The organism is Acidovorax sp. Root217 (assembly GCF_001428645.1).
Taxonomy (GTDB): domain Bacteria; phylum Pseudomonadota; class Gammaproteobacteria; order Burkholderiales; family Burkholderiaceae_C; genus Acidovorax.
Window position 1 is genome coordinate 91,524 of sequence record NZ_LMIH01000005.1, and the last position, 22,806, is coordinate 114,329.

At 69.1% G+C, this 22,806-nt stretch carries 26 protein-coding genes; 19 read left to right on the forward strand and 7 right to left on the reverse strand.

The genetic code is table 11. From position 1 onward, the window contains the following. Nucleotides 1-40: 40 nt before the first annotated feature. The gene (locus ASE31_RS01980) at nt 41-700 is read left to right on the forward strand and encodes a DNA-3-methyladenine glycosylase I (RefSeq protein ID WP_057199853.1); all 660 of its coding nucleotides are present in this window, start codon (nt 41-43) and stop codon (nt 698-700) included. Here ASE31_RS01980 and phnN read toward each other — a convergent pair. From phnN to phnF, 3 genes are read right to left on the reverse strand one after another with little or no spacing between them, the layout of a single operon-like run. Beyond that, entirely contained in the window at nt 681-1,271 is a 591-nt protein-coding gene (gene phnN, locus ASE31_RS01985) for a phosphonate metabolism protein/1,5-bisphosphokinase (PRPP-forming) PhnN (protein ID WP_057199854.1), read from the reverse strand. The two genes, ASE31_RS01980 and phnN, sit on opposite strands and share 20 nt — an antisense overlap. Further along, on the reverse strand, nt 1,268-2,005 hold the full coding sequence (locus ASE31_RS01990) for a DUF1045 domain-containing protein (RefSeq protein WP_057199855.1): 738 nt from the start codon (nt 2,003-2,005) through the stop codon (nt 1,268-1,270). The genes phnN and ASE31_RS01990 overlap by 4 nt, the downstream gene beginning before the upstream one ends. Next, the gene (gene phnF, locus ASE31_RS01995) at nt 1,992-2,771 is read right to left on the reverse strand and encodes a phosphonate metabolism transcriptional regulator PhnF (protein ID WP_057199856.1); all 780 of its coding nucleotides are present in this window, start codon (nt 2,769-2,771) and stop codon (nt 1,992-1,994) included. Before phnF ends, ASE31_RS01990 begins: the two co-directional genes overlap by 14 nt. A 75-nt stretch (nt 2,772-2,846) precedes the next feature. Here phnF and phnG point away from each other — a divergent pair, with 75 nt between their 5' ends. From phnG to ASE31_RS02055, 12 genes are all read left to right on the forward strand, one after another. Further along, nucleotides 2,847-3,368, forward strand: coding sequence for a phosphonate C-P lyase system protein PhnG (gene phnG / locus ASE31_RS02000; RefSeq protein ID WP_057199857.1), 522 nt, complete (start codon nt 2,847-2,849; stop codon nt 3,366-3,368). After that, nucleotides 3,365-4,003, forward strand: a complete 639-nt coding sequence (gene phnH / locus ASE31_RS02005) for a phosphonate C-P lyase system protein PhnH (protein WP_057199858.1) — start codon at nt 3,365-3,367, stop codon at nt 4,001-4,003. Before phnG ends, phnH begins: the two co-directional genes overlap by 4 nt. A gap of 5 nt (nt 4,004-4,008) precedes the next feature. Further along, on the forward strand, nt 4,009-5,124 hold the full coding sequence (locus tag ASE31_RS02010) for a carbon-phosphorus lyase complex subunit PhnI (RefSeq protein ID WP_057199859.1): 1,116 nt from the start codon (nt 4,009-4,011) through the stop codon (nt 5,122-5,124). After that, entirely contained in the window at nt 5,121-6,038 is a 918-nt protein-coding gene (locus ASE31_RS02015) for an alpha-D-ribose 1-methylphosphonate 5-phosphate C-P-lyase PhnJ (protein ID WP_057199860.1), read from the forward strand. Before ASE31_RS02010 ends, ASE31_RS02015 begins: the two co-directional genes overlap by 4 nt. After that, nucleotides 6,035-6,493 (forward strand): GNAT family N-acetyltransferase, encoded by a 459-nt coding sequence (locus ASE31_RS02020; RefSeq protein ID WP_057199861.1) that lies wholly within the window; start codon nt 6,035-6,037, stop codon nt 6,491-6,493. Before ASE31_RS02015 ends, ASE31_RS02020 begins: the two co-directional genes overlap by 4 nt. 1 nt (nt 6,494) lies before the next feature. Then, nucleotides 6,495-7,286: a phosphonate C-P lyase system protein PhnK gene (gene phnK / locus ASE31_RS02025; RefSeq protein ID WP_057199862.1), complete on the forward strand. Its 792-nt coding sequence runs from the start codon at nt 6,495-6,497 to the stop codon at nt 7,284-7,286. Then, nucleotides 7,283-8,014 (forward strand): phosphonate C-P lyase system protein PhnL, encoded by a 732-nt coding sequence (gene phnL, locus ASE31_RS02030; RefSeq protein ID WP_057199863.1) that lies wholly within the window; start codon nt 7,283-7,285, stop codon nt 8,012-8,014. Before phnK ends, phnL begins: the two co-directional genes overlap by 4 nt. Then, complete coding sequence (locus ASE31_RS02035) at nt 8,011-9,168, forward strand: alpha-D-ribose 1-methylphosphonate 5-triphosphate diphosphatase (protein WP_057199864.1); 1,158 nt, start codon at nt 8,011-8,013, stop codon at nt 9,166-9,168. Before phnL ends, ASE31_RS02035 begins: the two co-directional genes overlap by 4 nt. A 92-nt stretch (nt 9,169-9,260) precedes the next feature. Next, entirely contained in the window at nt 9,261-10,124 is an 864-nt protein-coding gene (gene phnC, locus ASE31_RS02040; protein WP_057200223.1) for a phosphonate ABC transporter ATP-binding protein, read from the forward strand. A gap of 57 nt (nt 10,125-10,181) precedes the next feature. Next, the gene (gene phnD / locus ASE31_RS02045) at nt 10,182-11,129 is read left to right on the forward strand and encodes a phosphonate ABC transporter substrate-binding protein (RefSeq protein WP_057199865.1); all 948 of its coding nucleotides are present in this window, start codon (nt 10,182-10,184) and stop codon (nt 11,127-11,129) included. Between the two features lie 37 nt (nt 11,130-11,166). Further along, nucleotides 11,167-11,973 carry a phosphonate ABC transporter, permease protein PhnE gene (gene phnE, locus ASE31_RS02050; protein ID WP_057199866.1) on the forward strand — a complete coding sequence of 269 codons (807 nt, stop codon included), beginning with the start codon at nt 11,167-11,169 and terminating at the stop codon, nt 11,971-11,973. Nucleotides 11,974-11,981: 8 nt separating this feature from the next. Further along, nucleotides 11,982-12,539: a phosphonate degradation HD-domain oxygenase gene (locus ASE31_RS02055; protein WP_057199867.1), complete on the forward strand. Its 558-nt coding sequence runs from the start codon at nt 11,982-11,984 to the stop codon at nt 12,537-12,539. 127 nt (nt 12,540-12,666) lie between these two features. Here ASE31_RS02055 and ASE31_RS02060 read toward each other — a convergent pair whose 3' ends face one another. The 3 genes from ASE31_RS02060 to ASE31_RS02070 form a co-directional block, all read right to left on the reverse strand. Then, nucleotides 12,667-13,533, reverse strand: a complete 867-nt coding sequence (locus ASE31_RS02060) for a VOC family protein (protein ID WP_057199868.1) — start codon at nt 13,531-13,533, stop codon at nt 12,667-12,669. Nucleotides 13,534-13,573: 40 nt separating this feature from the next. After that, a complete protein-coding gene (locus tag ASE31_RS02065; protein WP_082603988.1) occupies nt 13,574-14,602 on the reverse strand; it encodes a tripartite tricarboxylate transporter substrate binding protein in 1,029 nt (342 codons plus the stop codon). 111 nt (nt 14,603-14,713) lie between these two features. Next, nucleotides 14,714-15,634: a LysR family transcriptional regulator gene (locus tag ASE31_RS02070; protein ID WP_057199870.1), complete on the reverse strand. Its 921-nt coding sequence runs from the start codon at nt 15,632-15,634 to the stop codon at nt 14,714-14,716. Between the two features lie 82 nt (nt 15,635-15,716). On the opposite strand from ASE31_RS02070, the gene ASE31_RS02075 reads away from it, so the two are divergent. From ASE31_RS02075 to ASE31_RS02100, 6 genes are read left to right on the forward strand one after another with little or no spacing between them, the layout of a single operon-like run. Next, nucleotides 15,717-17,852, forward strand: a complete 2,136-nt coding sequence (locus ASE31_RS02075; RefSeq protein WP_057199871.1) for a xanthine dehydrogenase family protein molybdopterin-binding subunit — start codon at nt 15,717-15,719, stop codon at nt 17,850-17,852. 30 nt (nt 17,853-17,882) lie between these two features. Continuing rightward, nucleotides 17,883-18,863, forward strand: coding sequence for a dihydrodipicolinate synthase family protein (locus tag ASE31_RS02080; protein ID WP_057199872.1), 981 nt, complete (start codon nt 17,883-17,885; stop codon nt 18,861-18,863). A gap of 13 nt (nt 18,864-18,876) precedes the next feature. After that, entirely contained in the window at nt 18,877-19,383 is a 507-nt protein-coding gene (locus tag ASE31_RS02085; protein WP_235514224.1) for a (2Fe-2S)-binding protein, read from the forward strand. Further along, entirely contained in the window at nt 19,380-20,807 is a 1,428-nt protein-coding gene (locus ASE31_RS32025) for an FAD binding domain-containing protein (RefSeq protein ID WP_162261369.1), read from the forward strand. The genes ASE31_RS02085 and ASE31_RS32025 overlap by 4 nt, the downstream gene beginning before the upstream one ends. An 8-nt stretch (nt 20,808-20,815) precedes the next feature. Next, nucleotides 20,816-21,424: a 3-hydroxyanthranilate 3,4-dioxygenase gene (locus ASE31_RS02095; RefSeq protein WP_057199873.1), complete on the forward strand. Its 609-nt coding sequence runs from the start codon at nt 20,816-20,818 to the stop codon at nt 21,422-21,424. Continuing rightward, complete coding sequence (locus tag ASE31_RS02100; RefSeq protein ID WP_082603990.1) at nt 21,421-22,248, forward strand: aspartate dehydrogenase; 828 nt, start codon at nt 21,421-21,423, stop codon at nt 22,246-22,248. Before ASE31_RS02095 ends, ASE31_RS02100 begins: the two co-directional genes overlap by 4 nt. A gap of 4 nt (nt 22,249-22,252) precedes the next feature. Here ASE31_RS02100 and ASE31_RS02105 read toward each other — a convergent pair whose 3' ends face one another. Beyond that, complete coding sequence (locus ASE31_RS02105; RefSeq protein WP_007854292.1) at nt 22,253-22,738, reverse strand: Lrp/AsnC family transcriptional regulator; 486 nt, start codon at nt 22,736-22,738, stop codon at nt 22,253-22,255. Between the last annotated feature and the right edge of the window lie 68 nt (nt 22,739-22,806).

Genomic DNA, 22,806 nt, shown 5'->3' on the forward strand with positions numbered 1-22,806 from the left:
TGTCAGCAGCATGTCGGATGGAATTCCTAGAATCCTGCCCATGACCGAAGCCACTGCCACCCCCCAGATTCCCGACGGCCTGTTCGCCGACGACGCAGGCTGCCCGCGCTGCACCTGGTGCCAGGCCACGCCGCTGTACCGCCACTACCATGACAGCGAATGGGGTTTTCCGGTGGCGGACGACCGGCGCCTGTTCGAGAAGCTGTGCCTGGAAGGCTTCCAGTCCGGCCTGAGCTGGCTCACCATCCTGAACAAGCGCGAGGGCTTTCGCGCCGCGTTCGCGCAGTTCGATGCCGAGCAGGTCGCAGAGTTCACCGACTCCGACGTGGAGCGCCTGGTGCAGGACGCAGCCATCGTGCGCCACCGGGGCAAGATCGTCTCGACCATCAACAACGCCAAGCGTGTGCTGGAGCTCAGGCAGGAATTCGGCTCGCTTGCGCGCTACGCCTGGCAGTACGAGCCCGCCGCTGGCGAGCGGCCCGAGCGCATCACGCGCGAGGTGGCGCGCACCTTCATCACCTCGCCAGGCTCCACCGCGATGTCCAAGGACTTCAAGAAGCGCGGCTGGAGCTTTGTCGGCCCAACCACCGTGTATGCCTTCATGCAGGCCATGGGCCTGGTCAACGACCACCTCGAAGGCTGTCATGCGCGCGAGAAGGCGCTCAAGGCGCGGGCGGATTTCACCCCGCCGGGGCGTTGACCAGGCCTGGCCAGCCGGGCAGCCTTTCCAGGGCCTGCAGCAACTGCCGGCCCGCCGCGTCCAGGCTGGTGTCGTTGCGCACCTCGATGCCGGCCGTGCCCGGTGGCGCCAGAAAGCGCAGCGCGCGCTGCACGCGCTGCTCCACCTCGTCGGCGTTTTCCCGGCCCCGTGATTGCAGGCGGTGGCGCAGCACCTCGGGGCTGGCGGTGATGTGCACGGCCACCAGGGCCGGGTAGCGCGCCAGGGCTTCGGGCAGGTAGGCGCGTGAACCATTGACCAGCAGCCAGCGGCCCTGGGCCAGTGGTGCCAGCTCGGCATGGCGCACGCCATAGGCCAGGCCGTTGGCCTCCCAGTGCAGGGCAAACGCATCGGCGGCGCGCAGCGCGGCGTGGGCGTCGGGCGTGGTGCTTTCATGCGCTTCGCCACCGGGGCTGGCCGGGCGGCTGATGGTGCGCCGTGCCCACTGCACGGGCAGGCCGGCGGGCAGGTGCTGGCGCAGCCAGTCGAGCAGGCTGTCCTTGCCGGCGCCCGAGGGGCCCATGAAATACAGCAATTTCGCTGTGGTGCTCATGCGCCCAGCTCCAGGTGGTCCAGCAGCACGAAGTCGGCGCCCGGCGTGGGTTCGGCGAACAGGGCCAGGCTGCCAAAGCGCAGCGGCGGCAGGTCGGCAAAGAACTGGTCGGCTGCGTCCTGCACCAGCTCCACGGTCTCGTCATCCGCAGCCGCGAGCGAGCCGGTCAGCGACATGTGGAAGCGGAACTCCTCCAGCACGAAGGGGTAGCCCCACTGCTGCAGCAGTGCATCCTGCCGGGGCGTGAGCCCGGCGGCGCGGCGGCGCGCCAGGTCTCCTTCCGACAGCGGCGCGGCCAGCGGCTGCAGCTGCGTCACGCAGGCCGCAGCTGCGGCCTGGATCTCGGCGTTGGCCGGGTGCGATGGCGTGGGCACCAGCGCCAGGAAATCGTCGATGCGCTCCACCTGCATGGGGGGCATGGCGAAGGGGCGCAGACTGCTGGCCAGGGTCTGCACCGCATGGTGCAGCGTGAGCCAGTCCACGCCCGGCGCCAGCGCAAACGGGGCCTTGAGCGTGGCGTGCCAGCCGTAGCGGCGTGGGGCGGCGGTCAGGCGCTCCAGTTCTTCGCTGGCCACGCCGTGGATGTCCAGTGGCTGCATGGGCTGCAGCAGTGCGGCGCAGCGGCCCAGCCAGTGGCTGCCAGCGAGCCAGGCCAGGGTGCCGGGGTTGGGCGCGAAGTACACCGCATAGCGGTGGTGGGCGGCGGTGGGGGAGGAGGTGTTACTCGTCGTCATGGGTGATGGTGAGTTTGACGCGGTCGCCCGCAAACCAGGCGCGCGCCCATTCGATGGGCGTGCCGGCCAGGTCGACGTTCAGGCTCTCGACCAGCAGCACCGGGCGCGTGGCGGGCTGGCGCAGCTCGGCGGCCACGGCAGCATCGGGCAGCTCGGCGGTGATGCGGCTCTCGCGCCGTGTGTAGTCGGCCACACCGTGCGCGGTGAAGCCGGCGGTGATGGAGCCTGTCTCGCGCACCATGGCGGCCAGGCCCTCGAAGCGGGGCAGGGGAAAGTAGCGCTCGCTCACGTGCAGCGGCTGGCCCTCGGCCTGGCCAATCACGCGCAATTGCAGCAGCGGGCTGCGGGCCGGCACCTGCAGGGCCTTGGCCAGCGCGGCTGTGGCACGCACCGTCTGCTCCTGCAGCACCACCAGGCTGCCGCGCAGACCGGCCTGGGCCAGGCCCTGCTGGTGGCGCACGCGCTTGCCCAGCGCCAGGTCGACCGCGAAGTCCTCCACATAGGTGCCGCTGCCCTGCGTGATGCGCACCAGCCCCTGACTGCACAGGCTGGCCAGCGAGCGGCGGATGGTGTGCCGGTTCACGCCGAACTGCTCGGCCAAGGCATGTTCCGAGGGCAGGCGCTGGCCCGGGGGGTAGATGCCGCTGCCGATGGCCTCGGCCAGCTCGGCGGCAATGCGGGTCCAGAAGCTGTCGCGTGCCGGGCGTGCCGTGCGTGCGGTAGGGGCGGGGTTGGCAAGAACTTGTGTGCTGGTGGTGGCTGTCATGAAACCTACATGCGCGCTGTCTAAGCTGGCGCCAGTTGTTCAATTTGTCTATACAACTTAAAGAGTACCACCTCCATGTTTCAAGCCTTTGACAACCCGGGCCCGGGCCGCCCGCTCTCGCGAGCGCACTGGATGGCGCTGCTGGCCCGTGCGCCCATCGACCTTCTGGAGCCCGCGCTGCACGACCACACCGCACTGCCCGCCCGCTGGCTGCGTGCCCCCGAAACCGGGCTGATGATGGTGCAGGGCCGCGCTGGCGGCACCGGCGAGCGCTTCAACCTGGGCGAGGTCACGGTCACCCGCTGCGCACTGCGCGTGGACGTGGATGGAGCCGATGGCGGCGAGCCCACCGTGGGTGTGGCCTACGTGCTCGGCCGCTCGCACCGCCAGGTGCAACTGGCCGCCCTGGCCGATGCGCTGCTGCAGGACCCCGCGCGGCAGGCCGGGCTCGACGCCAGCCTGCTCGACCCCCTCCGCCGCCACCTGGCCCAGGTGCAGTCCGAGCGCCAGGCCCGCACGGCCAGCACGCGGGTGGACTTCTTCACAGTGGCCCGCGAAAGCGGCAGCAACGACGGCAGCGACGAGGACCAGGAATGAGCGCCACCCCCACCACCTCCCTGTCCGCCCTGGGTGCGGGCTTCTCCAGCGAGGCCCTGGGCAGCCAGGGCGTGTTCCGCGCCGTGCTGCAGGCCCTGTCGCAGCCGGGCGCCCCGGTCGCCATCGTGCACGATGCCGAATTGCCCGCCACCGGGCACGCGGCCTCGGCTGCTGTGCTGCTGGCCCTGCTCGACAGCGAATGCACGCTGTGGCTTTCGCCCCGGCTGGCGGCCAGCCAGGCCGGCGTGTGGCTGCGCTTTCATACCGGCTGCGTGCTGGTGGATGCGCCGGAGGACGCCCGCTTTGCTTGGGTGGCTGCCGGCGATGCCCTGCCCGCCCTGGCCCGCCTGCAGTGCGGCAGCGACGAATACCCCGACCAGTCCGCCACCTGCGTGATCGACGTGGCGGTGCTGGCCCCGGCCGTGGAAGGCGCAGGCGCCTGGCGCCTTGCGGGCCCCGGCATCCGCAGTGCGCAGCACCTGCACGTCGCTGGCCTGCCAGAGGACTTCTGCGCGCAGTGGGCCGACAACCACGGCGCCTTCCCGCGCGGGGTGGACGTGGTGCTGGCCACGGCCAGCCACATCGCTGGCCTGCCGCGCACCACCTGCATCGAACCATCCACCGTGGAGGCCTGAAGCGCATGTACGTTGCCGTCAAGGGCGGGGAAACCGCCATCCTCAACAGCTACCGCCTGCTGGCCGAGCAGCGCCGGGGCGACACTGCCGAGCCCGAGCTTTCGGTGGCGCAGATCCGTGCGCAGCTCAAGCTCGCCGTGGACCGCGTGATGACCGAAGGCTCGGTCTACGATCCCGAGCTTGCGGCGCTGGCCATCAAGCAGGCCTCGGGCGACCTGGTCGAGGCCATCTTTTTGCTGCGCGCCTACCGTGCCACGTTGCCGCGCCTGGGCACCACCGAACCGCTGGACACGGCGCGCATGGTGCTCACCCGGCGCATCTCCGCCACCTTCAAGGACCTGCCTGGCGGCCAGGTGCTGGGCCCCACCTACGACTACACCCAGCGCCTGCTCGACTTCACGCTGCTGGCCCGGGGCGATGCGCCAGCTGCAGCGGGCCCCCCCGCGCCGCTGACCGATGCGCCGGCCACCACCCCGCGCGTGGTGGACCTGCTCAACCAGGAAGGGCTGATCGAGACCCGCCCCATCCCCGAAGGCGACCCGGCCCCCGCGGACCTCACGCGCGAGCCGCTGCGCTTTCCGGCCAACCGTGCCACGCGGCTGCAGAACCTGGCGCGCGGCGACGAGGGCTTTCTGCTGGCCATGGCGTATTCCACGCAGCGCGGCTATGCGCACTCGCACCCCTTCGTGGGCGAGCTGCGCCTGGGCACGGTGGCGGTGGAGATCGTCCCTGAAGAGCTGGGCTTTGCCATCTCCATCGGCGACATGGAAATCACCGAGTGCGAAATGGTCAACCAGTTCGCGGGCAGCAAGCACCAGCCGCCGCAGTTCACGCGTGGCTACGGCCTGGCCTTCGGCCACAGCGAGCGCAAGGCCATGGCCATGAGCCTGGTAGACCGCGCCCTGCGCGCCGACGAGCTGGGCGAGCCGGTGGAGTCGCCCGCGCAGATGCAGGAGTTCGTGCTCTCGCACAGCGACAGCCTGGAGGCCTCGGGCTTCGTGCAGCACCTGAAGCTGCCGCACTACGTGGATTTCCAGTCCGAGCTGGAGCTGGTGCGCCGCATGCGCGCCACTGCGGCGGCCAACCCCTCCGAAGAAACCACCCTGGGAGACGACGCATGAACGCGCCCCACGAGCCCGCGCTGATGGGCCTGCCTGCCGATGCCGCGCCCACCGACGGGCACTTCAACTTCGCCTACCTGGACGAGCGCACCAAGCGCATGATCCGCCGGGCCATCCTCAAGGCTGTGGCCATCCCCGGCTACCAGGTGCCCTTCGGCTCGCGTGAGATGCCGCTGCCCTATGGCTGGGGCACGGGCGGCATCCAGGTCACGGCCGCCATCATCGGGCCTGACGACTGCCTCAAGGTCATCGACCAGGGCTCGGACGACACCGTGAATGCGGTCAACATCCGCCGCTTCTTCGAGCGCACCACGGGCGTGGCCACCACCACGCGCACCACCGAGGCGACGCTGATCCAGACGCGCCACCGCATCCCCGAGACCCCTCTGGCCGAGGGCCAGGTGCTCGTCTACCAGGTGCCGGTGCCCGAGCCGATGCAGCGCCTGGAGCCACGCGAGACCGAGACGCGCACCCTGCACGGCCTGGCCGAGTACGGGCTGATGCACGTCAAGCTCTATGAGGACATCGCGCGCTACGGCCACATCGCCACCACGTACGACTACCCGGTGCTGGTCAACGGCCGCTACGTGATGGCGCCGTCGCCGATCCCCAAGTTCGACAACCCCAAGATGCACATGAACCCGGCGTTGCAGCTCTTTGGCGCAGGCCGCGAAAAGCGCATCTACGCCGTGCCGCCCTACACGCCGGTGGAAAGCCTGGGCTTCGAGGACCACCCCTTCGAGGTGCAGCGCTGGGACTGCGCCTGCGCCCTGTGCGGCGCCACCGACAGTTTCCTCGACGAGGTCATCACCGACGACCAGGGCACGCGCATGCACGTCTGTTCCGACTCGGACTACTGCCAGGAGCGCCAGGCTGCCGCAGCGGCAACGGTGTCCGAAGGGGCGCCCGCATGAGCACAGTGACCCTGCGCGAGGCCACCGAGGCCGACCTGGACGAAGTGCTGGCCCTGTACCAGGGCATCGAGGACAGCCCCGAGCAGGTGCTCAGTCTGGCGGACGCCAAGACCATGCTTGCCCAGTTCCGCGCCTACCCGAGCTACCGTCTCTGGGTGGCCTGCGAAGGCGCCGAACCCGATGCCGACGTGGTCGGCACCTACGCGCTGCTGGTCATGCACAACCTGGCCCACCGGGGCGCCCCCTCGGCCGTGGTCGAGGACGTGGTGGTCGCCGCCGACCGCAAGGGCCAGGGCATCGGCCGCCAGATGATGGCCCACGCCGTGCAGCAGGCGCGCGAGGCCGGTTGCTACAAGCTGGCCCTGTCGTCCCACCGCAAGCGCGCCGATGCGCATGCCTTCTATGAATCCCTGGGCTTTGCGCAGCACGGCCTCAGTTTCTCGATCGAGCCTTGACATGGACGCCACCCTTTCATCCCCCACCCCCCTGCTCAGCGTGCGCGGCATCAGCAAGCGCTACGGCCAGCGCGTGGCGCTGCAGGACGCCTCGTTTGACCTGTGGCCCGGCGAAGTGCTGGCCGTGGTCGGCGAGTCCGGCTCGGGCAAGTCCACCCTGCTCAACGCCGTGGCCGCACGCAGCCGGCCCGATGCGGGCAGTGTGCAGTTCCAGGGCCGCGATGGCAGCCTGCAGGACGTGCTCGGCATGAGCGAGGCGCAGCAGCGCCTCTTGGCCCGCACCGACTGGGGCTTCGTACACCAGAACGCGGCCGACGGCCTGCGCATGGACGTGTCCGCCGGTGCCAATGTGGGCGAACGCCTCATGGGCCTGGGCGAGCGCCACTATGGCCGCCTGCGCGCCACCGCCACCGAGTGGCTGCAGCGCGTGGAGATCGATGCCAGCCGCATCGACGACGCGCCGCGCGCTTTTTCCGGCGGCATGCGCCAGCGCCTGCAGATCGCGCGCAACTTGGTCACCCAGCCGCGCCTGGTGTTCATGGACGAACCCACCTCGGGCCTGGACGTCTCGGTGCAGGCGCGCCTCCTGGACCTGCTGCGCCAGCTCACGCGGCAGATGCAGCTGGCGGCCATCGTCGTCACCCATGACCTGGCTGTGGCCCGCCTGCTGGCGCACCGCATGGTGGTGATGCAGCGCGGCCGCGTGGTCGAGTCGGGCCTGACCGACCAGGTGCTCGACGACCCGCAGCACCCCTATACCCAGCTCCTCGTTTCCTCGGTACTGCAACCATGATGATGAACACCAACCTCCCCATCCTGGAGCTCAAGGGCGTGGCCAAGCGCTTCACCCTGCACCACCAGAACGGCATCGAGCTGCCCGTGCTCGGCAACGTGGACCTGACCGTCGGCGCGGGCGAATGCGTGGTGCTCGACGGCCCCTCGGGCATGGGCAAAAGCACGCTGCTGAAAATGATCTACGCCAACTACCGCGCCAACGCGGGCAGCATCACCGTGCAGCCCGCCAGCGGCCCGGCGGTGGACGTGACCCAGGCCAGCCCGCGCGCACTGGTGCAACTGCGCCGCGACACCGTGGGCTACGTGAGCCAGTTCCTGCGCGTGATCCCCCGCGTGAGCGCGCTCGACGTGGTGGCCGAACCCCTGGCCGAAGATGCGGGCGACGACGCCCACGCACTGGAAGCCGCGCGCGAGACCGCGCGCCAGTGGCTTACCCGCCTGAACATTCCCGAGCGCCTGTGGCACCTGCCGCCCGCCACCTTCTCGGGCGGCGAGCAGCAGCGCATCAACATCGCGCGCAACATGATCAAGCCCAAGCCCCTGCTGCTGCTCGACGAGCCCACGGCGTCGCTCGATGCGGCCAACACCGACACGGTGATCGCCCTGGTCCGGGAGGCAGTGGAGCGCGGCGCCGCGCTGGTCGGCATCTTCCACGACGCGCACGTGGGTGCCGCCGTCGCCACGCGCCGCGTGAACGTGGGTGACTTCCGCGGGGTGGCAGCATGAGCGCTGGCGTGGTCTTTCACAACGCCCGCATGGTGCTGCCCGGCGAGGTGGTGCAGGGCTCGCTCTCGGTGCAGGGCGGGCGCATCGACTCCCTGGCCTCGGGCGGCACCGCCGCGCTGCAGGGCATCGACCTCGGGGGCGACTACCTGCTGCCCGGTCTGGTGGAGGTGCACACCGACAACTTCGAGCGCCACCTGATGCCGCGCCCCAAGGTGCAGTGGGCCGAGATGCCGGCCCTGCTGGCACACGACGCCGAGATCGCAGCAGCGGGCATCACCACCGTGCTCGACGCGCTGGGCGTGGGCGAGGCCGACGTGGACAGCCTGCGCGGCAGCGCCTGGAACCGCGTGCTCGACACCATCGACACCTGCACCGAGCGCAACCTGCTGCGCGCCGACCACCACCTGCACGTGCGCTGCGAGCTGCCCGCGCCCAACACCATCGACCTGTTCGGCCCCTTCCACGGCCACCCGCGGCTGTCGCTGATCTCGCTGATGGACCACACCCCGGGCCAGCGCCAGTGGGAGAACATCGAGCAGGCGCGCACCTACTACACCGGCAAGAAGGGCTGGAGCAGCGAGAAGTTCGAGCGCCAGGTGCAGCATGCCACCACCCTGCAGGCCCAGTACGCCGAGCCGCACCGTGCCTACTTCGTGGACTACTGCCGCACCCACGGCATCGCCCTGGCCAGCCACGACGACACCACGGTGGCGCACGTCGAGCAGGCCCATGCCGAAGGCGCGGGCATGTCCGAGTTCCCGACCACGCTGGCGGCGGCAAAGGCCGCGCGCGAGCGCGGCCTGCTCACCGTGATGGGTGGGCCCAACGTGGTGCGCGGCGGCTCGCACTCGGGCAACGTGGCGGCGGCCGACCTGGCGCGCCAGGGCCTGCTGGACATCCTCTCGTCCGACTATGTGCCCGGCAGCCTGCTGAGCGCCGTGATGCGCCTGGTGCACGACGGCATCCTCACGCTGCCCGAGGCCGTGGCCACCGTCACGCGCAACCCGGCACGCGCGTCGGGCATGCAGGACCGGGGCGAGCTCACGCCCGGCCTGCGCGCCGACCTGGTCCAGGTGCACATGGCCGTTCTGCCCGATGGCTCACAGCAGGCCGTGGTGCGCGGTGTCTGGCGCGAAGGGCAGCGCGTGCTCTGAACGTAGCTTGACATGCAAATTTCCCGCAACTGTCAAAGCACTGTCACAGCCGCCTTCCACACTGCATTTGTATAGACGACTTGGAATCCGCCATGCCCATCGCCCTGCGTATCGAACAACTGAACAAGCACTTCGCCAACGGCAAGCACGCGCTGCGCGACATCGACCTCACGGTGCATGCCGGCGAGATGGTGGCGCTCATCGGCGCCTCGGGCTCGGGCAAGTCCACGCTGCTGCGCCATGTGGCCGGCCTGGTGGTGGCCGATGGCGACAGCCACTCGCTGATCGAGGTTGACGGCCGCTGCGTGCAGCAGGGCGGGCGCATCCACCGCGACATCCGCAAGGTGCGCTCGCAGGTGGGCTTCGTGTTCCAGCAATTCAACCTGGTCGACCGCCTGCCCGTGATGATGAACGTGCTGGTGGGCATGCTGCACCGCACGCCGAAATGGCGCGGCTGGCTGCGCGTGTTCCGCCCGCACGAGCGCGCCCTGGCGCTGGAGGCCCTGGCCCGCGTGGGCATTGCCGACTGCCACGCGCAGCGTGCTTCCACCCTCTCGGGCGGGCAGCAGCAGCGCGCCGCCATTGCGCGCACCCTGGTGCAGGGCGCCAAGGTGGTGCTGGCCGACGAGCCCATCGCCTCGCTCGACCCCGAATCCTCGCGCAAGGTCATGGACATCCTGGCGCGCATCAACCGCGAGGACGGCAGCACCGTCGTCGTCTCGCTGCACCAGGTGGACGTGGCCATCAAATACTGCCCCCGCGTGGTCGCGCTGCACCAGGGCCGCGTGGTCTACGACGGCCCCTCGGCCGCCCTCACACCGGCGCTGCTGCGCGAGCTCTATGGCGTGCAGGCCGATGAGATCCTGGGCGCCAGCCTGCCGCTGGCCGTGGTGCCTGCACCGGCGCAGCAGCCGGCTTCCGGCTGGGCAGCCCAGCCGCTGGCCCAGGCCGCCTGAACTTCTCTGTCTTTTGCTTCCCTCTTCCCTACCGTTGTCACCTCTCTGGAGCCATCCATGATCAAGAAACTGTGCGCAGCCCTGGCCCTCGCCCTGGGCATGACCACGGGCGCCCTCGCCCAGGACATCAACTTCGGCATGATCTCGACCGAAGCCTCGCAAAACCTCAAGGCCGACTGGCAGCCCCTGCTGGACGACATGGCCAAGCAGACGGGCCTGAAGATCAATGCCTTCTTCGCCTCCGACTATGCCGGCCTCATCGAAGCCATGCGCTTCAACAAGATGCAGGTCGCATGGCTGGGCAACAAGTCGGCCATGGAGGCGGTGGACCGCGCCAATGGCGAAGTGTTTGCGCAGATGGTCAATGCCGATGGCACCCAGGGCTACTACTCGCACCTGATCGTGCACAAGGACAGCCCCCTGGCCACGCTGGACGACGTGCTCAAGAACGGCAAGTCGCTGAGTTTTGGCAACGGTGATCCCAACTCCACCTCGGGTTTCCTGGTGCCCGGCTACTACGCCTTTGCACAGAACAAGATCGACGCCAAGACCCATTTCAAGATTGCGCGCAGCGCCAACCACGAGACCAATGCCCTGGCCGTGGCCAACAAGCAGGTCGACGTGGCCACCAACAACAGCGAAAACCTCGAGAAGATCAAGGAACGCCAGCCCGAGAAGTTCAAGGACATCAAGATCGTCTGGACCTCGCCGCTGATCGCGCTTGATCCGCTGGTGATGCGCAAGGACCTGCCCGAAGCCACCAAGGCCAAGATCAAGGACTTCTTCTACAACTACGCCAAGACCGATGCGCGCGAGAAAGAGATCGTCATGAAGATCTCCAAGCTCTCGGGTTTCAAGCCGTCGACCAATGCGCAGCTCATGCCCATCCGCCAGCTCGACCTGTTTGGCAAGCGCAACAAGATCGAGGCCGACGCCACCCTGGCCGATGGCGACAAGAAGACCCGCCTGGCCGAGATCGACCAGCAACTGGCCTCCCTGAAGTAAGCAAACAAGCAAGTAACGCATCCGGCCAGCCCCCACCATGTCCTCTGCACTGACCCCCTCGCTCGCAACCCTGGCGAGCACCACTGCGCCCAAGCGCAGCCTCGCCTGGTACTTGTCCTGGGGCATCCTGCTGGTGGTGCTGGCCGCATCCTGGAAGGGCGCCGACATGCGCCCGCTCGATCTCATCAAGGATTCGGGCAACATGGCCCAGTACGCGGCCGAGTTCTTTCCGCCCAATTTCTCGCAGTGGCAGATCTACGTGCAGGAGATGCTGGTCACCCTGCAGATCGCGCTGTGGGGCACGGCGCTCGCGGTGGTCACCGCCGTGCCGTTGGCGCTGCTGGCCTCGTCCAACATCGCGCCCTGGTGGGTGAACCAGCCGGTGCGCCGCGTGCTCGACGCCTGCCGTGCCATCAACGAGATGGTGTTCGCCATGCTCTTCGTGGTGGCCGTGGGCCTGGGCCCGTTCGCCGGCGTGCTGGCGCTGTGGATCCACACCACCGGCACGCTGGCCAAGCTGTTCTCCGAGGCCGTGGAGGCCATCGACCCGCAGCCCGTGGAAGGCATCCGCTCCACGGGGGCGAGCGCCCTGCACGAGATCATCTACGGCGTGATCCCCCAGGTGATCCCGCTGTGGATCTCCTACACCCTCTACCGCTTCGAGGCCAACGTGCGCTCTGCCTCGGTGGTGGGCATGGTGGGGGCGGGTGGCATCGGCGTGGTGTTGTGGGAGATCATCCGCGGCTTCCAGTACGCCGAGACCTGCGCGGTGATGCTCATCATCGTGGTCACCGTGAGCCTGATCGACATGGTGTCGGCGCGCATCCGCAAGACCATGATCTGAGGCTTCCCATGGCATTGACCCAGCACGACATCGCCCTGCTGCTCACCGAGCGCGGCCAGAAGCAGTATGGCCGCGAGGCCGTGAGCCAGCTCGACCACGCGCTGCAATGCGCCCACCTGGCCGAGGAGGCCGGCGAGACCCCCGCCACCGTCGTCGCGGCCCTGTTGCACGACCTGGGCCACCTGCTGGCCCCCGCCGCAGCAGAGCACGAGGCCCGTGCACCGCGCCACGACGACCTGCACCAGTACGTGGCCCTGCCGTTCCTGCGCGGCGTGCTGCCCGAGGCGGTACTGGAGCCCATCCGCATGCACGTCGATGCCAAGCGCTACCTGTGCGCGGTGGACGCTGACTACTGGGCCGCGCTCTCGCCTGCGTCGCAGCACAGCCTGGAGCTGCAGGGCGGCGCCTACGGCCTGGTCGAGTGTGCCCGGTTTGCCGAGCAGGCCTTTGCGCAGGAGGCCATCCGGCTGCGCCGCTACGACGACCTGGCCAAGGTGCCCGGCCGCGCCACGCCGCCGCTGCCGCACTACCTGGCGCTGATGGAGCGCGTGGCCGCTGCGGATTGAGCGACGAAGGCGGCGGGCGCTTCCTACGGATTTGCATTCGGCCGTATAGCTAGGCGGGGAGCCGCAGACAGTGCGTTGGCACGGCAAGGCGAACCAACGACGTTAGACGGTTGAAGGCAAATCCGTATCAGCGGAATTCTGGAATGTCGGGCACCGATCCCCACATGCAGAACGACGTCGGGTGGAACGGGAACTGGCGCGGCGCTGCATCCGGGTCGGTGACCATGCGCACGCCGCTCGAAAATTCGTAGACCATGCCATCCGGCCCCTCGAAGTAGAGGAACATCGCGCCCGAGGTCGGATGCTTGCCGGGGCCGAACACCACGCGCACGCCGCGCGATTGCAGCAGATACCAGGCGCGCATCAGGTCGTCGATCGACGCCACCTGGTGGTTGATGTGCTGCACCCCTGCATAGCCCGAAGGGAACAGCGCGATCTTGTGGTGCACCTCGTCGATGCGCAGCAAGGGGGCGGCGCCGATGCGGTCGCTGACCTTGGCACTGAGCACCGTGGTCCAGAAGCGCTCGTCGCGCGCCGGGTCGGTGCTGCGCAGCCCCACGTGCGAGAAACCGGTGTTGCCCGTGTCGCGCGTCGGAAAGAAACGCACACCGCTGTGGAAGGGCGCCACCGCCAGCTCGATGGCGTTGCCGCTCGGGTCCTTGAAGCCGATGAAGGCCTGCACGCGGCGCTGCTCGCACTCGTCGGCACGGCCCTCGTGCACCGCATGGCCCAGGCGCTCGAGCTCGGCGGCGGCGGACTGCAGTTCGGCCATGGAGGCGATCTCGAAACCGGTCGTGTGGTCCGCAGGGGCCCCGTCGAAGTACACCAGCGTCTGCTCGCGCGCATCGCTGCGAAAGCCCACGGCCTTGCCATGCCGGGGCGGCCCGTAGCGCTGCCCTTCGCGCAAGCCCAGGATGTCGTTGGCGTACCGGCAGGCGCCATCGAGGTCGCGCGTGCCCAGGCGCACGTAGCTGATGTCCTTGAGTACAATCATCTTCTTTTTGTCTCCGTCATTTTTTTGCCGGGCGCGCTTGCTAGTCCAGCTTCAATTTGGCGTCGGCGATCACGCGGCTCCACAGCTGTGTCTCCCGGCCAATGTACTCGCCGAACTCGTCGGGCTTCTGGTCGAAGCGGTTGTAGCCCAGCGTGCGGTAGCGGTCGGCAATGTCCGGCGTGGCGAGTATCTCGGTGATGTCCGCCGCGATCCTCTCGCGCAGGGGCTTGGGCGTGCTGCGCGGGGCGAACAGGCCGAACCAGGCATTGGCCACGAAGGCCTTGGCCTGTGCCGATGCGGCCATGCCGGGCACGCCGGGCGCAAAGGGCGAGGGTTGCGCTGCCGCCACGCCCACGAAGCGGATGCGGCCCGACTTCTCCATGGGCCCTGCGCTGGCGATGCTGCCCAGCGCCCACTGCACCTCGCCGGTGGCCACGGCGGAGAACAGCTGCGGGATTTCCTTGTAGGGCACATGCGTCATGCGCGTGTTGGTGGCGGCCAGCAGGCGCAGCGCGCCCAGGTGGCCCGGGCTGCCCAGGCCCCACGACCCGTAGGTGACGCGCTCCGGCGCCGCCTGGGCGGCCTGCACGATGTCGTCGATGGACTTGAACGGGCTGTCCTTGGCCACCGCGACGAAGAAGTCGGTCTGCAGCGTCGGGCGGATGGGGGCGAAGTCGCGCTGCGGGTCGTAGGGCAGGCGGCTGTACAGGTGCACGTTGGAGGTCAGCATGCTGCTGTCCAGGTGGATCAGCTCATGGCCGTCCGAGGCGGCGCTGCGCGTGGCGTTGAAGGCCACCACGCCGTTGCCGCCGGGCTTGTTGTCGACGATGACCGGCTGGCCCCAGCGGCGCGCGAGTTGCTCGGCCACCAGGCGCAGCGAGACATCGGGCCCGCTGCCGGTGGAGGCTGCGGTGGTGATCTTGATGGGCTTGGAAGGCCAGGTGTTCGCCATCGATGGCGTGGCGTGCAGCCAGGCGGCGGTGCTGCCGGCGCTCAGCACCAGGACCTGGCGGCGGGACAAGGGGGATGAGGGGGCCTGGGTTGGGCTGGCGCTGCAAAGGGGTTTCATGGATCGGTTTCCTTGTGTGTGCGCCGGGACATGTGAGGGCGCCTTACTTTTGTACTGGTGCGTTGCCCTGCTGAACAGAGGCAACACCAGCAAAGCCGATCGAAAAGCCGCCTAAATCGTGCTCTGGTCCGCGTATTTTGTGAACAGCTTCAAGAATGCTTCAGCGGCCATTGAAAATGGCCGCGCGCGGGTGCACAGCGCGACGATTTCGCGCGTCACCACGGGGTCGGTCAGCGGCACCGAGACCACGCGCTGCCCATCGACCCGCGACAGGCTGTAGGCCGGCAGTACAGAGACCCCGAGGCCCGCCGCGACCAGGCCGACGGCGGTCTGGATGTTGGCCACTTCGAACGCGGGCTTCAGGCGCAGCGTGAGCTGGCCCAGGGTCTGGTCGGCCAGCCGGCGCAGGCCCGTGTTCGAGGTCAGCAGGATCAGGCTCTGGTCCGTGAGGTCGCCCCAGCTGGCTTCGCGCCGCTCGGCCAGCGGGTGGTCGGGGCTGCAGGCCAGCACCAGCGTGTCCTTGTAGAGCACCTGCGAGACCAGGTCCGTCGAGGCCAGATCGGCGGTGCAGATGCCGAAGTCCGACTTGCCCTCGCGCACGTGGGCAACGACCTGGTCCACAGGCGCATCCACCAGCGTCACCGTGACGTTGGGGAACTGCTCGCGAAAGCGCGCGATGACCTCGGGCACCAGGCTGGCCGCCAGCAACGGCGAGGTCACCACCGAGAGCCGCTCGCTCTTGCGCCGCTTGCTTTCCTGCAGCGTCTGCAGGCCCGAGTCGAGCGCGAAGAACACGTCGCGCACCGTGGGCAAAAACTGGCGGCCGGCCTCGGTCAGCTCGATGCGGCGCGTGGTGCGCTCGAACAGGCGCACACCGAGCTCTTCCTCCAGCGTGCGCACGAGCATCGACAGCGCCGATATCGTCAGGTGCATGCGTGCCGCCGCCCGGGTCATGGTGCCTTCGTGCGCCACGAGCCAGAAGGCGCGCAGCTGGCGCAGGCTGAGGTTGGAGGGGTTGTCCAGAAGATCCATGGCGCGATTGTGTCGGCAAACTTCAAAGTCTTTCAAAATTATGCGATTGCCCGGTGAGGGGTGCGTCGGTCTAATCCGATCCATGCAGAACCAGGCCTTCCATCCCCTTCGCCGCGAAGACCCCGCCCTGCTCACGGGCCGTGGGCGGTACACCGGCGATGTGGCGGCCGAGGGCGCGCTGCACGCGGTGTTCGTGCGCTCGCCATTGCCGCACGGCCGGCTGCGCTCCATCGCGACCGAGGCGGCCGAGCAGTCTGGCGGTGTCGTGGCGGTGCTCACTGCCGCAACCCTGGTGGCCCCATCGGAGGCCGGCCGTGTGGTCCACATGCCTCCTCCCAATTCGCTGCTGCCCGTGGCCAGCGTTCCGCGCATCGAACCGCTGGCACGCGGCGAGGTGGTCTATGTCGGCCAGCCCGTGGCGCTGGTGCTCGCCCGGTCGCTGGCCCAGGCGCAGCAGGCCGCAGCTTGCGTGCAGTTGGACATCGAGCCATTGGCACCGGTGCTGGACTTCGACGGTGCGACCCCTGTGACCGAGGTGGTGCACCACTTCGAAGCCTCGGGCGCCCATCCTGCCGTGGCCTGCGAGGTCCATGCCGCGCTGGAGGTGCCGCGCGTGCTGGCCCTGTCGATGGAGCCGCGCGGCATGCTCGCGCACTGGCATGCCGGTGCCGATGCGGCAACGGCCCGCCTCACGGTCCACCTCGGCACGCAGTCGCCGTCCCGCGCGCAGGCCGACATTGCCGCCGCGCTAGGCTGGGACGAAGCGCGCGTGCGTGTCATCACCGGCAACGTGGGCGGTGCCTTTGGCGCCAAGTCCTCGCTGTGTCCCGAAGACCTGGCCATTCCCCTGGCCGCGCGCCGGCTAGGTGCCTCGGTGCGCTGGAGTTCGACGCGCTCGGACGAGTTCAACTCCGGCATGCATGGCCGCGGCGCGCGCCTGGCCGGCCGGTTGTCCGTCACGGCGCAAGGGCACTTTGCTGCACTGCAGGCCGAGCTGCATTTCACGCTCGGTGCCTGGCTGCCGTTCTCGGCCGTCGTGCCGCTGCGCAACACGGCGCGAATCCTGCCCGGGCCGTACCGCGTGGCGCGGCTCGACGTGCAGGGCCGTGCAGGCCTGGCGCACACGGCGCCGGTCACCATCTACCGCGGTGCGGGCCGGCCCGAGGCCGCGCTGCTGATGGAAACCCTGGTCGAGCAGGCCGCACGCGCGGCGGGCATCGACCCGGTGGAACTGCGCCGGCGCAACCTAGTGGAGGCGGCCGACATGCCCTACACCACGCCCACCGGCGAGGTGTTCGACAGTGGCGACTACCGGCGCGCGCTGGAGCTCGCCTGCGAGCGCTTCGGCTACGCGGAGCAGCGCGTGCTGCAGGCGCAGCGCCGCGCCAACGGCGAGGTGGTGGGCATCGGCCTCGCGCTCTATGTCGAGCCCTGTGGCGTGGGCTGGGAATCGGCGCGCGTGGACTGGCACGCAGACGGCCGCGTGACGGTGGCCACGGGATCGCCTGCGCAGGGCCAGGGCCATGGCACCACCTATGCGCGCATAGCGGCCGAGGCGCTCAAGCTGGACGAGCAGGACATCACCGTGGTCTATGGCGACACAGCACTGTGCCCCCCCGGTGTGGGCGCGCTGGCCAGCCGCAGCACCGCCCTTGCGGGCAGCGCCATCGTGCAGGCCTGCCGCGACCTGCTGGCGCGGCGCGCGGCGGGCGAGGCGCTGCCGCTGTCCTCGGCGGGCCGCTTCACGGGCGGCGAGGCCTGGAGCTATGGCTGCGTGATCGCCCGCATGGCAGTGGACCGTGACACCGGCCGCCCCACCATCGAGCAGATCACCTGGGTCGACGACGCCGGCCACATCGTTCACCCCGAGCTGGCCAAGGGCCAGTTGATCGGCGGCCTGGCCCAGGGCCTGGGCCAGGCCATGCTGGAGCGCCTGGTCTACGACGGCGCAGGCCAACTGGTGACCGGTTCGCTGATGGACTACGCCGCACCGCGCGCCGACGACATGCCGTCCGCCATCGACATCAAGAGCTTTGCCACGCCCAGCCCCCACAACCTGCTGGGCGCCAAGGGCGTGGGCGAGGCCGGCTGCATCGGCGTGCCGGCCGCGCTGATGAACGCGGCGCGCGACGCGCTGGCGCCACTGGGCGAATGCGCGCTGCAGTTTCCCCTCACCTCCGAACAGTTCTGGCGCGCGATGAGCGGCCAGTCTGCATGAACCGAACCCATGTCTTGAAAGGAAAACACCATGGATTACCAAAAGTCTGAAGCCAAGGAATACGCACGCGAACATTTCGTTGGCGTCTGGGCCGCCAACCTCACCCCCTTCGACGAGGCATTGCGCATCGACGAGAAGGCGCTGCGCCAGAACATGGACCACTGGATCCGCGACCTCAAGCTCGGCGGCCTGTTCATCGCGGGCAAGCAGGCCGAGTTCTTCGCCATGTCGGTGCAGGAGCGCAAGCGCCTGATCACCCTGTCGGTCGAGGCCGCACAGGCCGCAGGCGACCGCTGCGGCATCGGCCGCTGCGGCATCATCACCTCGTGCTCCGACACCAACCTCGACGTGGTGCTCGACCTGGCACGCCACTCGGCCAACGCCGGCGCCGACTACGTGATCGTGCACAGCCCGGTGCTGCACTTCGGTGCCGACACCGAGGAGACGATCTACGAGTACTACCGCTACCTGTCGGAGCAACTGGACATCGGCATCGCCATGTGGAACCACCCCGACTGCGGCTACACCATGAGCCCCGAGCTGTGCAACCGCATCGCCGACCTGCCCAACATCGTGGCCATCAAGTACAGCGCCGACCGCGCCCGCTACAAGCGCCTGACCGAACTGGCCGGCCACAAGATCCAGGTGAGCAACCCCTCCGAGGAGGATTGGCTGGAGAACATCATCGAGCTCAACTGGAAGCTCTACCTGTGCTCCACGCCTCCCTTCCTGCTGCAGACCAAGGTGGACCAGCGCATGAACGAATACACCCGTCTCGCGTTTGCCGGCCAGCATGCACAGGCGCGCAAGGTGCGCGACAGCCTGGAGCCCGTGCGCGCCGCGTTCCGCGCCAGCAAGCCTGCCGGCAAGCCGCAGGCGCATGGCAAGGCCTGGCAGGAGTTGCTGGGCCAGCACGGCGGCCCGGTGCGCCGGCCACTGCTGAACATGACCGAAGCCGAGCTGGCTGCCACGCGCGAAGCCTTCGCGGGCTGTGGCCTGCGCCTGGCCTGATGACCACCACAGGATGAAGCAGGGCATGCAGGAAGTCCGGATAGAGGTCAACGGCAGCGCGTGCAGCGTGCAGGTCGAGGCCAACACGCTGCTGGTGGATTGCCTGCGCGGCCCGCTGGGCCTGTGCGGCACGCACCAGGGCTGCGACACGGCCCAGTGCGGCGCCTGTACGGTGCAGGTGGATGGCCGGGTCGTGAAGTCGTGCAACGTGCTGGCCGTGCAGGTGCAGGGCAGGGCGGTGCGCACGGTCGAGGGCCTGGCCCCGGCACAGGGCCGGCTGCACCCCATGCAGCAGGCCTTCAGCCGCCACCATGCGCTGCAGTGCGGCTTTTGCACGCCGGGCTTTCTGATGCGCGCGGTGGCCATGGCCGACGAGCCCGAGGCCGCTGGCGAATCCATCGACCCGCACTGGGTGCGCCATGCCCTGGGTGGCAACCTGTGCCGCTGCACGGGCTACGAGGGCATCGTGAAGGCGGTCTGCGAAGGCCTGACCGCGATGCGCGGAGCGGAGCCGGCATGAACGCACTGGACTTTGAGCGTCCCACCTCGCTGGCCGAGGCGCTGGCGCTGATGACCCCCTCGCCGCAAGGCAGCCAGGCCTGGCTGGCGGGCGGCCAGTCGCTGCTGGCCGCGATGAAGCTGGGCATGGCCACGCCGTCGCTGCTGGTCGACCTGCAGGACGTGCCGGGCCTGCGCGATATCCGCGTGGAAACCGGGCCGGACGGCGCGCCTGCGCTCTGGATCGGCGCCATGGCCACGCATGCCAGCGTCGCGGCCAGCGCCACCGTGCGCGGCTTCGCGCCCGGCCTGGCGGCCCTGGCCGGCGGCATTGCCGATGCGCAGGTGCGCAACATGGGCACCCTCGGCGGCTCGCTCGCGCACAACGACCCAGCGGCCTGCTGGCCGGGGGGCGTGCTGGCAGCGGGTGCCACCATTGTCACCTCGCAGCGCGAGATCGCGGCGGATGCCTACTTCCAGGGCCTGTACACCACGGCGCTGGCATCGGGCGAGCTGATTGTCGGGGTGCGCTTTGCGCAGATGGCGGGCCTGCACTACCTCAAGTTCGAGCAGCCGGCCTCGCGTTTTGCGCTGGTCGGCGTGGCCGTGGCGCATACCGGGGCGGGCCAGGTGCGCGTGGCCGTGACCGGGCTGGGCATGGGCGTCACGCGCTGGTCCGATGCCGAAGAGGCGCTCAGCGGCCAACTCGGCTTGGCAGCCCTGTCTGCCGTCGCACCCGATAGCCTCTCGGCGCTGGGCGACCTGCATGCCTCGGCCGGCTACCGCTGCCACCTGGCGGGTGTGCTCGTGCGGCGCTGCGTATCCGCCCTCACGGGCGAGGCGCTGCCGCGCCATGCGCCACTGGCACCACCGGCGGTCCGGCAGGCGCCAGCAGAGGCAGGCCAAGAAGCAGCGCCCAAGGATGGCTTTGGCGGCCGGCAGCTGCTGGCGGCACCGCCGGCCCAGGTCTGGCAGGCCATCCTCGATGCAAAGAACCTGCAGGCCAGCATCCCCGGCTGCGAGGCCCTGGCCCAGCGCAGCCCCACGGACTACGAGGCCACGGTCAAGGTCGGCCTGGGCCCGCTGTCGGTGCGCTTCAAGAGCGATGTCACGCTGCACGACCTGCAGCCGCCCCGGTCGCTGACCATGGTCTTCGTCGGCCAGGCGGGCGCCCTGGGCAGCGGCCAGGGCACGGCGCGCGTGCGCTTTGCGCCCACGGCCGATGGCGGCACGGTGCTGCACTGGTGGGTGCAGGTGCAGCTCAGCGGGCGCCTGGCGCAGTTCGGCAACCGGCTGGTCGAGGCCAGCTCGCGCAAGCTCAGCGAAGAGTTCTTCGAGCGTTTCAGCCGGCTGCTGGGCGTTTCCGCCGATCACCTGCCTCCCCCATCTGCGTGGCACAGGCTGCGGCGCCTGCTGGTGCGGTGGTTTTCCCTGTTTCGAAAGTGAGTGTCCCCATGCCCTACCAGCCAGCCGACGTGGCCTACGACCACCACAGCAAGCCCCTGAACTTCCAGCACTGGCTCGATGCCAACAGTGCGCGCCTGCAGCCCCCCGTGGGCAACCAGCAGATATGGCAGAACGCCGACCTGGTTTGCACCGTGGTGGGCGGCCCCAACGAGCGCACCGACTTCCACGACGACCCCTACGAGGAATACTTCCACCAGTTCAAGGGCAACGCCTCGCTGCTGATCGCCGACCGCGGAAAGTTCGAGCGCGTGCACCTGCGCGAGGGAGACATTTTCCTGTTGCCTGCCCATGTGCGCCATTCGCCGCAGCGCCCGGAGCCGGGCAGCCTGTGCACGGTGGTGGAGCGCAGCCGGCCCGTGGGCTCCATCGACGCTTTCGAGTGGTACTGCGCGGCCTGCGGCGGCTTGGTGGTGCGCAGCGAGCTGCAGCTCACGAGCATCGTCGAGGACCTGCCGCGCACCTACTCGGCCTTCTACGATTGCGCACCGGCCGAGCGCAGCTGCGCGCACTGCGGCGAGGTGCACCCGGGCCGCGACTGGCGCCGCTGGCATGCACGCTGTGCCGAGCGCTTTCCGAACACGGCGGCCCCGGCATGACGCGGGTGCACTCACCGCTGCGGCTCGCCGTGGTCGGGTTTGGTGCCATCGGCCAGGCCCTGGCGCGGGAACTGGCGAGTGACCATCGGGTGCGGCTGGCGCAGGTCATCGTGTCCCCGGGCTCCACTGTGGCCGCGCAGGCGGCGTGCACAGCCATCGCGCCGGATGTGCGTGTGGCCAGCACGCTGGATTGCGGGCCGGGGCAGCGCCCTGATCTTGTCGTCGAATGCGCTGGCCACACTGCGGTGCTGGCCCATGTGGTGCCTGCCCTGCAGGCCGGCATCCCCTGTGCCATGGCCTCGGTCGGCGCCCTGCACGATACGGATCTGCTCGCACGGCTGGAGGCGGCGGCCCATGAAGGCGGCACCCGGCTGCAACTGGTGGCCGGCGCCATCGGCGCCATCGACGCATTGGCCGCAGCGCGCTTCGGCGGGCTTGACGAGGTGGTCTATGTGGGGCGCAAGCCACCGCTGAGCTGGGCGGGCACGCCGGCCGAGCCGGCCTTCGACTTGACCCGCCTGGCGACGCCACAGGTCATTTTTCGCGGCAGCGCACGCGAGGCGGCCCGGCAGTTCCCGAAGAACGCCAACGTGGCGGCGACGGTCTCGTTGGCCGGGCTGGGGCTGGACCGCACCCAGGTCGAGCTGGTGGCCGACCCTGGCGTGGTGCGCAACGTGCATACCGTCATCGCACGCGGTGCCTTCGGCTGCCTTGAGCTGCAGATGGAGAACCTGCCGCTGGCGGCCAACCCCAAGACCTCGGCCCTCACGGTCTACAGCCTGGTGCGCGCTGTGCGCAATGCCCTGCCGGGCATCGCCATCTGAAGAATCAGCCCGCCTTGTCGTTCATCCAGTTCAGGTCCAGCGGGCGGTCCTCGAACTCGGTATTGAGCACCACGGTGCTGGTGGTGCGGGCCACGCCCGCAATCGCCTTGATCTCGTAGATCACGTCTTCCAGCGCACGTGCATGCGTGGTGCGGATCTTGGCCAGGAAGTCGTACTCGCCCGCCACGCTGTGCAGCTCCTCCACCTGGGGCATGGCGCGCAGGCGCGGCGCCACGTCGCGGCAGTGGATGCCGCCATCGTTGCGGATGGCGACGAAGGCCGTGAAGTTCAGCCCCACGCGCTCATGGTCCACGCTGATCGAGAAGCGGCGGATCACGCCCTTGTCCAGCATTTTCTTCACCCGCTCATGCACGGCAGCGGTCGACAGGCCCACTTCGGCCCCGACGTCGGCGTAAGAACGTCGGCCATCGGTGCCCAAGGCAGAAATAATTCTGGCGTCTATCTCATCTGTCTGAATATTTGCTTGCATAAGCGCATGAATTTGGTAAAAATTCCGAAATCCCTGTGATTTCCATAAATTTTCCGGTCAGGTGAAGA

Bases quoted from the DNA above. Each gene is read 5' to 3' on its own strand.
- ASE31_RS01980 (WP_057199853.1), top strand. From the start codon at position 41: ATGACCGAAGCCACTGCCACCCCCCAGATTCCCGACGGCCTGTTCGCC.
- phnN (WP_057199854.1), bottom strand. From the start codon at position 1,271: ATGAGCACCACAGCGAAATTGCTGTATTTCATGGGCCCCTCGGGCGCC.
- ASE31_RS01990 (WP_057199855.1), bottom strand. From the start codon at position 2,005: ATGACGACGAGTAACACCTCCTCCCCCACCGCCGCCCACCACCGCTAT.
- phnF (WP_057199856.1), bottom strand. From the start codon at position 2,771: ATGACAGCCACCACCAGCACACAAGTTCTTGCCAACCCCGCCCCTACC.
- phnG (WP_057199857.1), top strand. From the start codon at position 2,847: ATGTTTCAAGCCTTTGACAACCCGGGCCCGGGCCGCCCGCTCTCGCGA.
- phnH (WP_057199858.1), top strand. From the start codon at position 3,365: ATGAGCGCCACCCCCACCACCTCCCTGTCCGCCCTGGGTGCGGGCTTC.
- ASE31_RS02010 (WP_057199859.1), top strand. From the start codon at position 4,009: ATGTACGTTGCCGTCAAGGGCGGGGAAACCGCCATCCTCAACAGCTAC.
- ASE31_RS02015 (WP_057199860.1), top strand. From the start codon at position 5,121: ATGAACGCGCCCCACGAGCCCGCGCTGATGGGCCTGCCTGCCGATGCC.
- ASE31_RS02020 (WP_057199861.1), top strand. From the start codon at position 6,035: ATGAGCACAGTGACCCTGCGCGAGGCCACCGAGGCCGACCTGGACGAA.
- phnK (WP_057199862.1), top strand. From the start codon at position 6,495: ATGGACGCCACCCTTTCATCCCCCACCCCCCTGCTCAGCGTGCGCGGC.
- phnL (WP_057199863.1), top strand. From the start codon at position 7,283: ATGATGATGAACACCAACCTCCCCATCCTGGAGCTCAAGGGCGTGGCC.
- ASE31_RS02035 (WP_057199864.1), top strand. From the start codon at position 8,011: ATGAGCGCTGGCGTGGTCTTTCACAACGCCCGCATGGTGCTGCCCGGC.
- phnC (WP_057200223.1), top strand. From the start codon at position 9,261: ATGCCCATCGCCCTGCGTATCGAACAACTGAACAAGCACTTCGCCAAC.
- phnD (WP_057199865.1), top strand. From the start codon at position 10,182: ATGATCAAGAAACTGTGCGCAGCCCTGGCCCTCGCCCTGGGCATGACC.
- phnE (WP_057199866.1), top strand. From the start codon at position 11,167: ATGTCCTCTGCACTGACCCCCTCGCTCGCAACCCTGGCGAGCACCACT.
- ASE31_RS02055 (WP_057199867.1), top strand. From the start codon at position 11,982: ATGGCATTGACCCAGCACGACATCGCCCTGCTGCTCACCGAGCGCGGC.
- ASE31_RS02060 (WP_057199868.1), bottom strand. From the start codon at position 13,533: ATGATTGTACTCAAGGACATCAGCTACGTGCGCCTGGGCACGCGCGAC.
- ASE31_RS02065 (WP_082603988.1), bottom strand. From the start codon at position 14,602: ATGAAACCCCTTTGCAGCGCCAGCCCAACCCAGGCCCCCTCATCCCCC.
- ASE31_RS02070 (WP_057199870.1), bottom strand. From the start codon at position 15,634: ATGGATCTTCTGGACAACCCCTCCAACCTCAGCCTGCGCCAGCTGCGC.
- ASE31_RS02075 (WP_057199871.1), top strand. From the start codon at position 15,717: ATGCAGAACCAGGCCTTCCATCCCCTTCGCCGCGAAGACCCCGCCCTG.
- ASE31_RS02080 (WP_057199872.1), top strand. From the start codon at position 17,883: ATGGATTACCAAAAGTCTGAAGCCAAGGAATACGCACGCGAACATTTC.
- ASE31_RS02085 (WP_235514224.1), top strand. From the start codon at position 18,877: ATGAAGCAGGGCATGCAGGAAGTCCGGATAGAGGTCAACGGCAGCGCG.
- ASE31_RS32025 (WP_162261369.1), top strand. From the start codon at position 19,380: ATGAACGCACTGGACTTTGAGCGTCCCACCTCGCTGGCCGAGGCGCTG.
- ASE31_RS02095 (WP_057199873.1), top strand. From the start codon at position 20,816: ATGCCCTACCAGCCAGCCGACGTGGCCTACGACCACCACAGCAAGCCC.
- ASE31_RS02100 (WP_082603990.1), top strand. From the start codon at position 21,421: ATGACGCGGGTGCACTCACCGCTGCGGCTCGCCGTGGTCGGGTTTGGT.
- ASE31_RS02105 (WP_007854292.1), bottom strand. From the start codon at position 22,738: ATGCAAGCAAATATTCAGACAGATGAGATAGACGCCAGAATTATTTCT.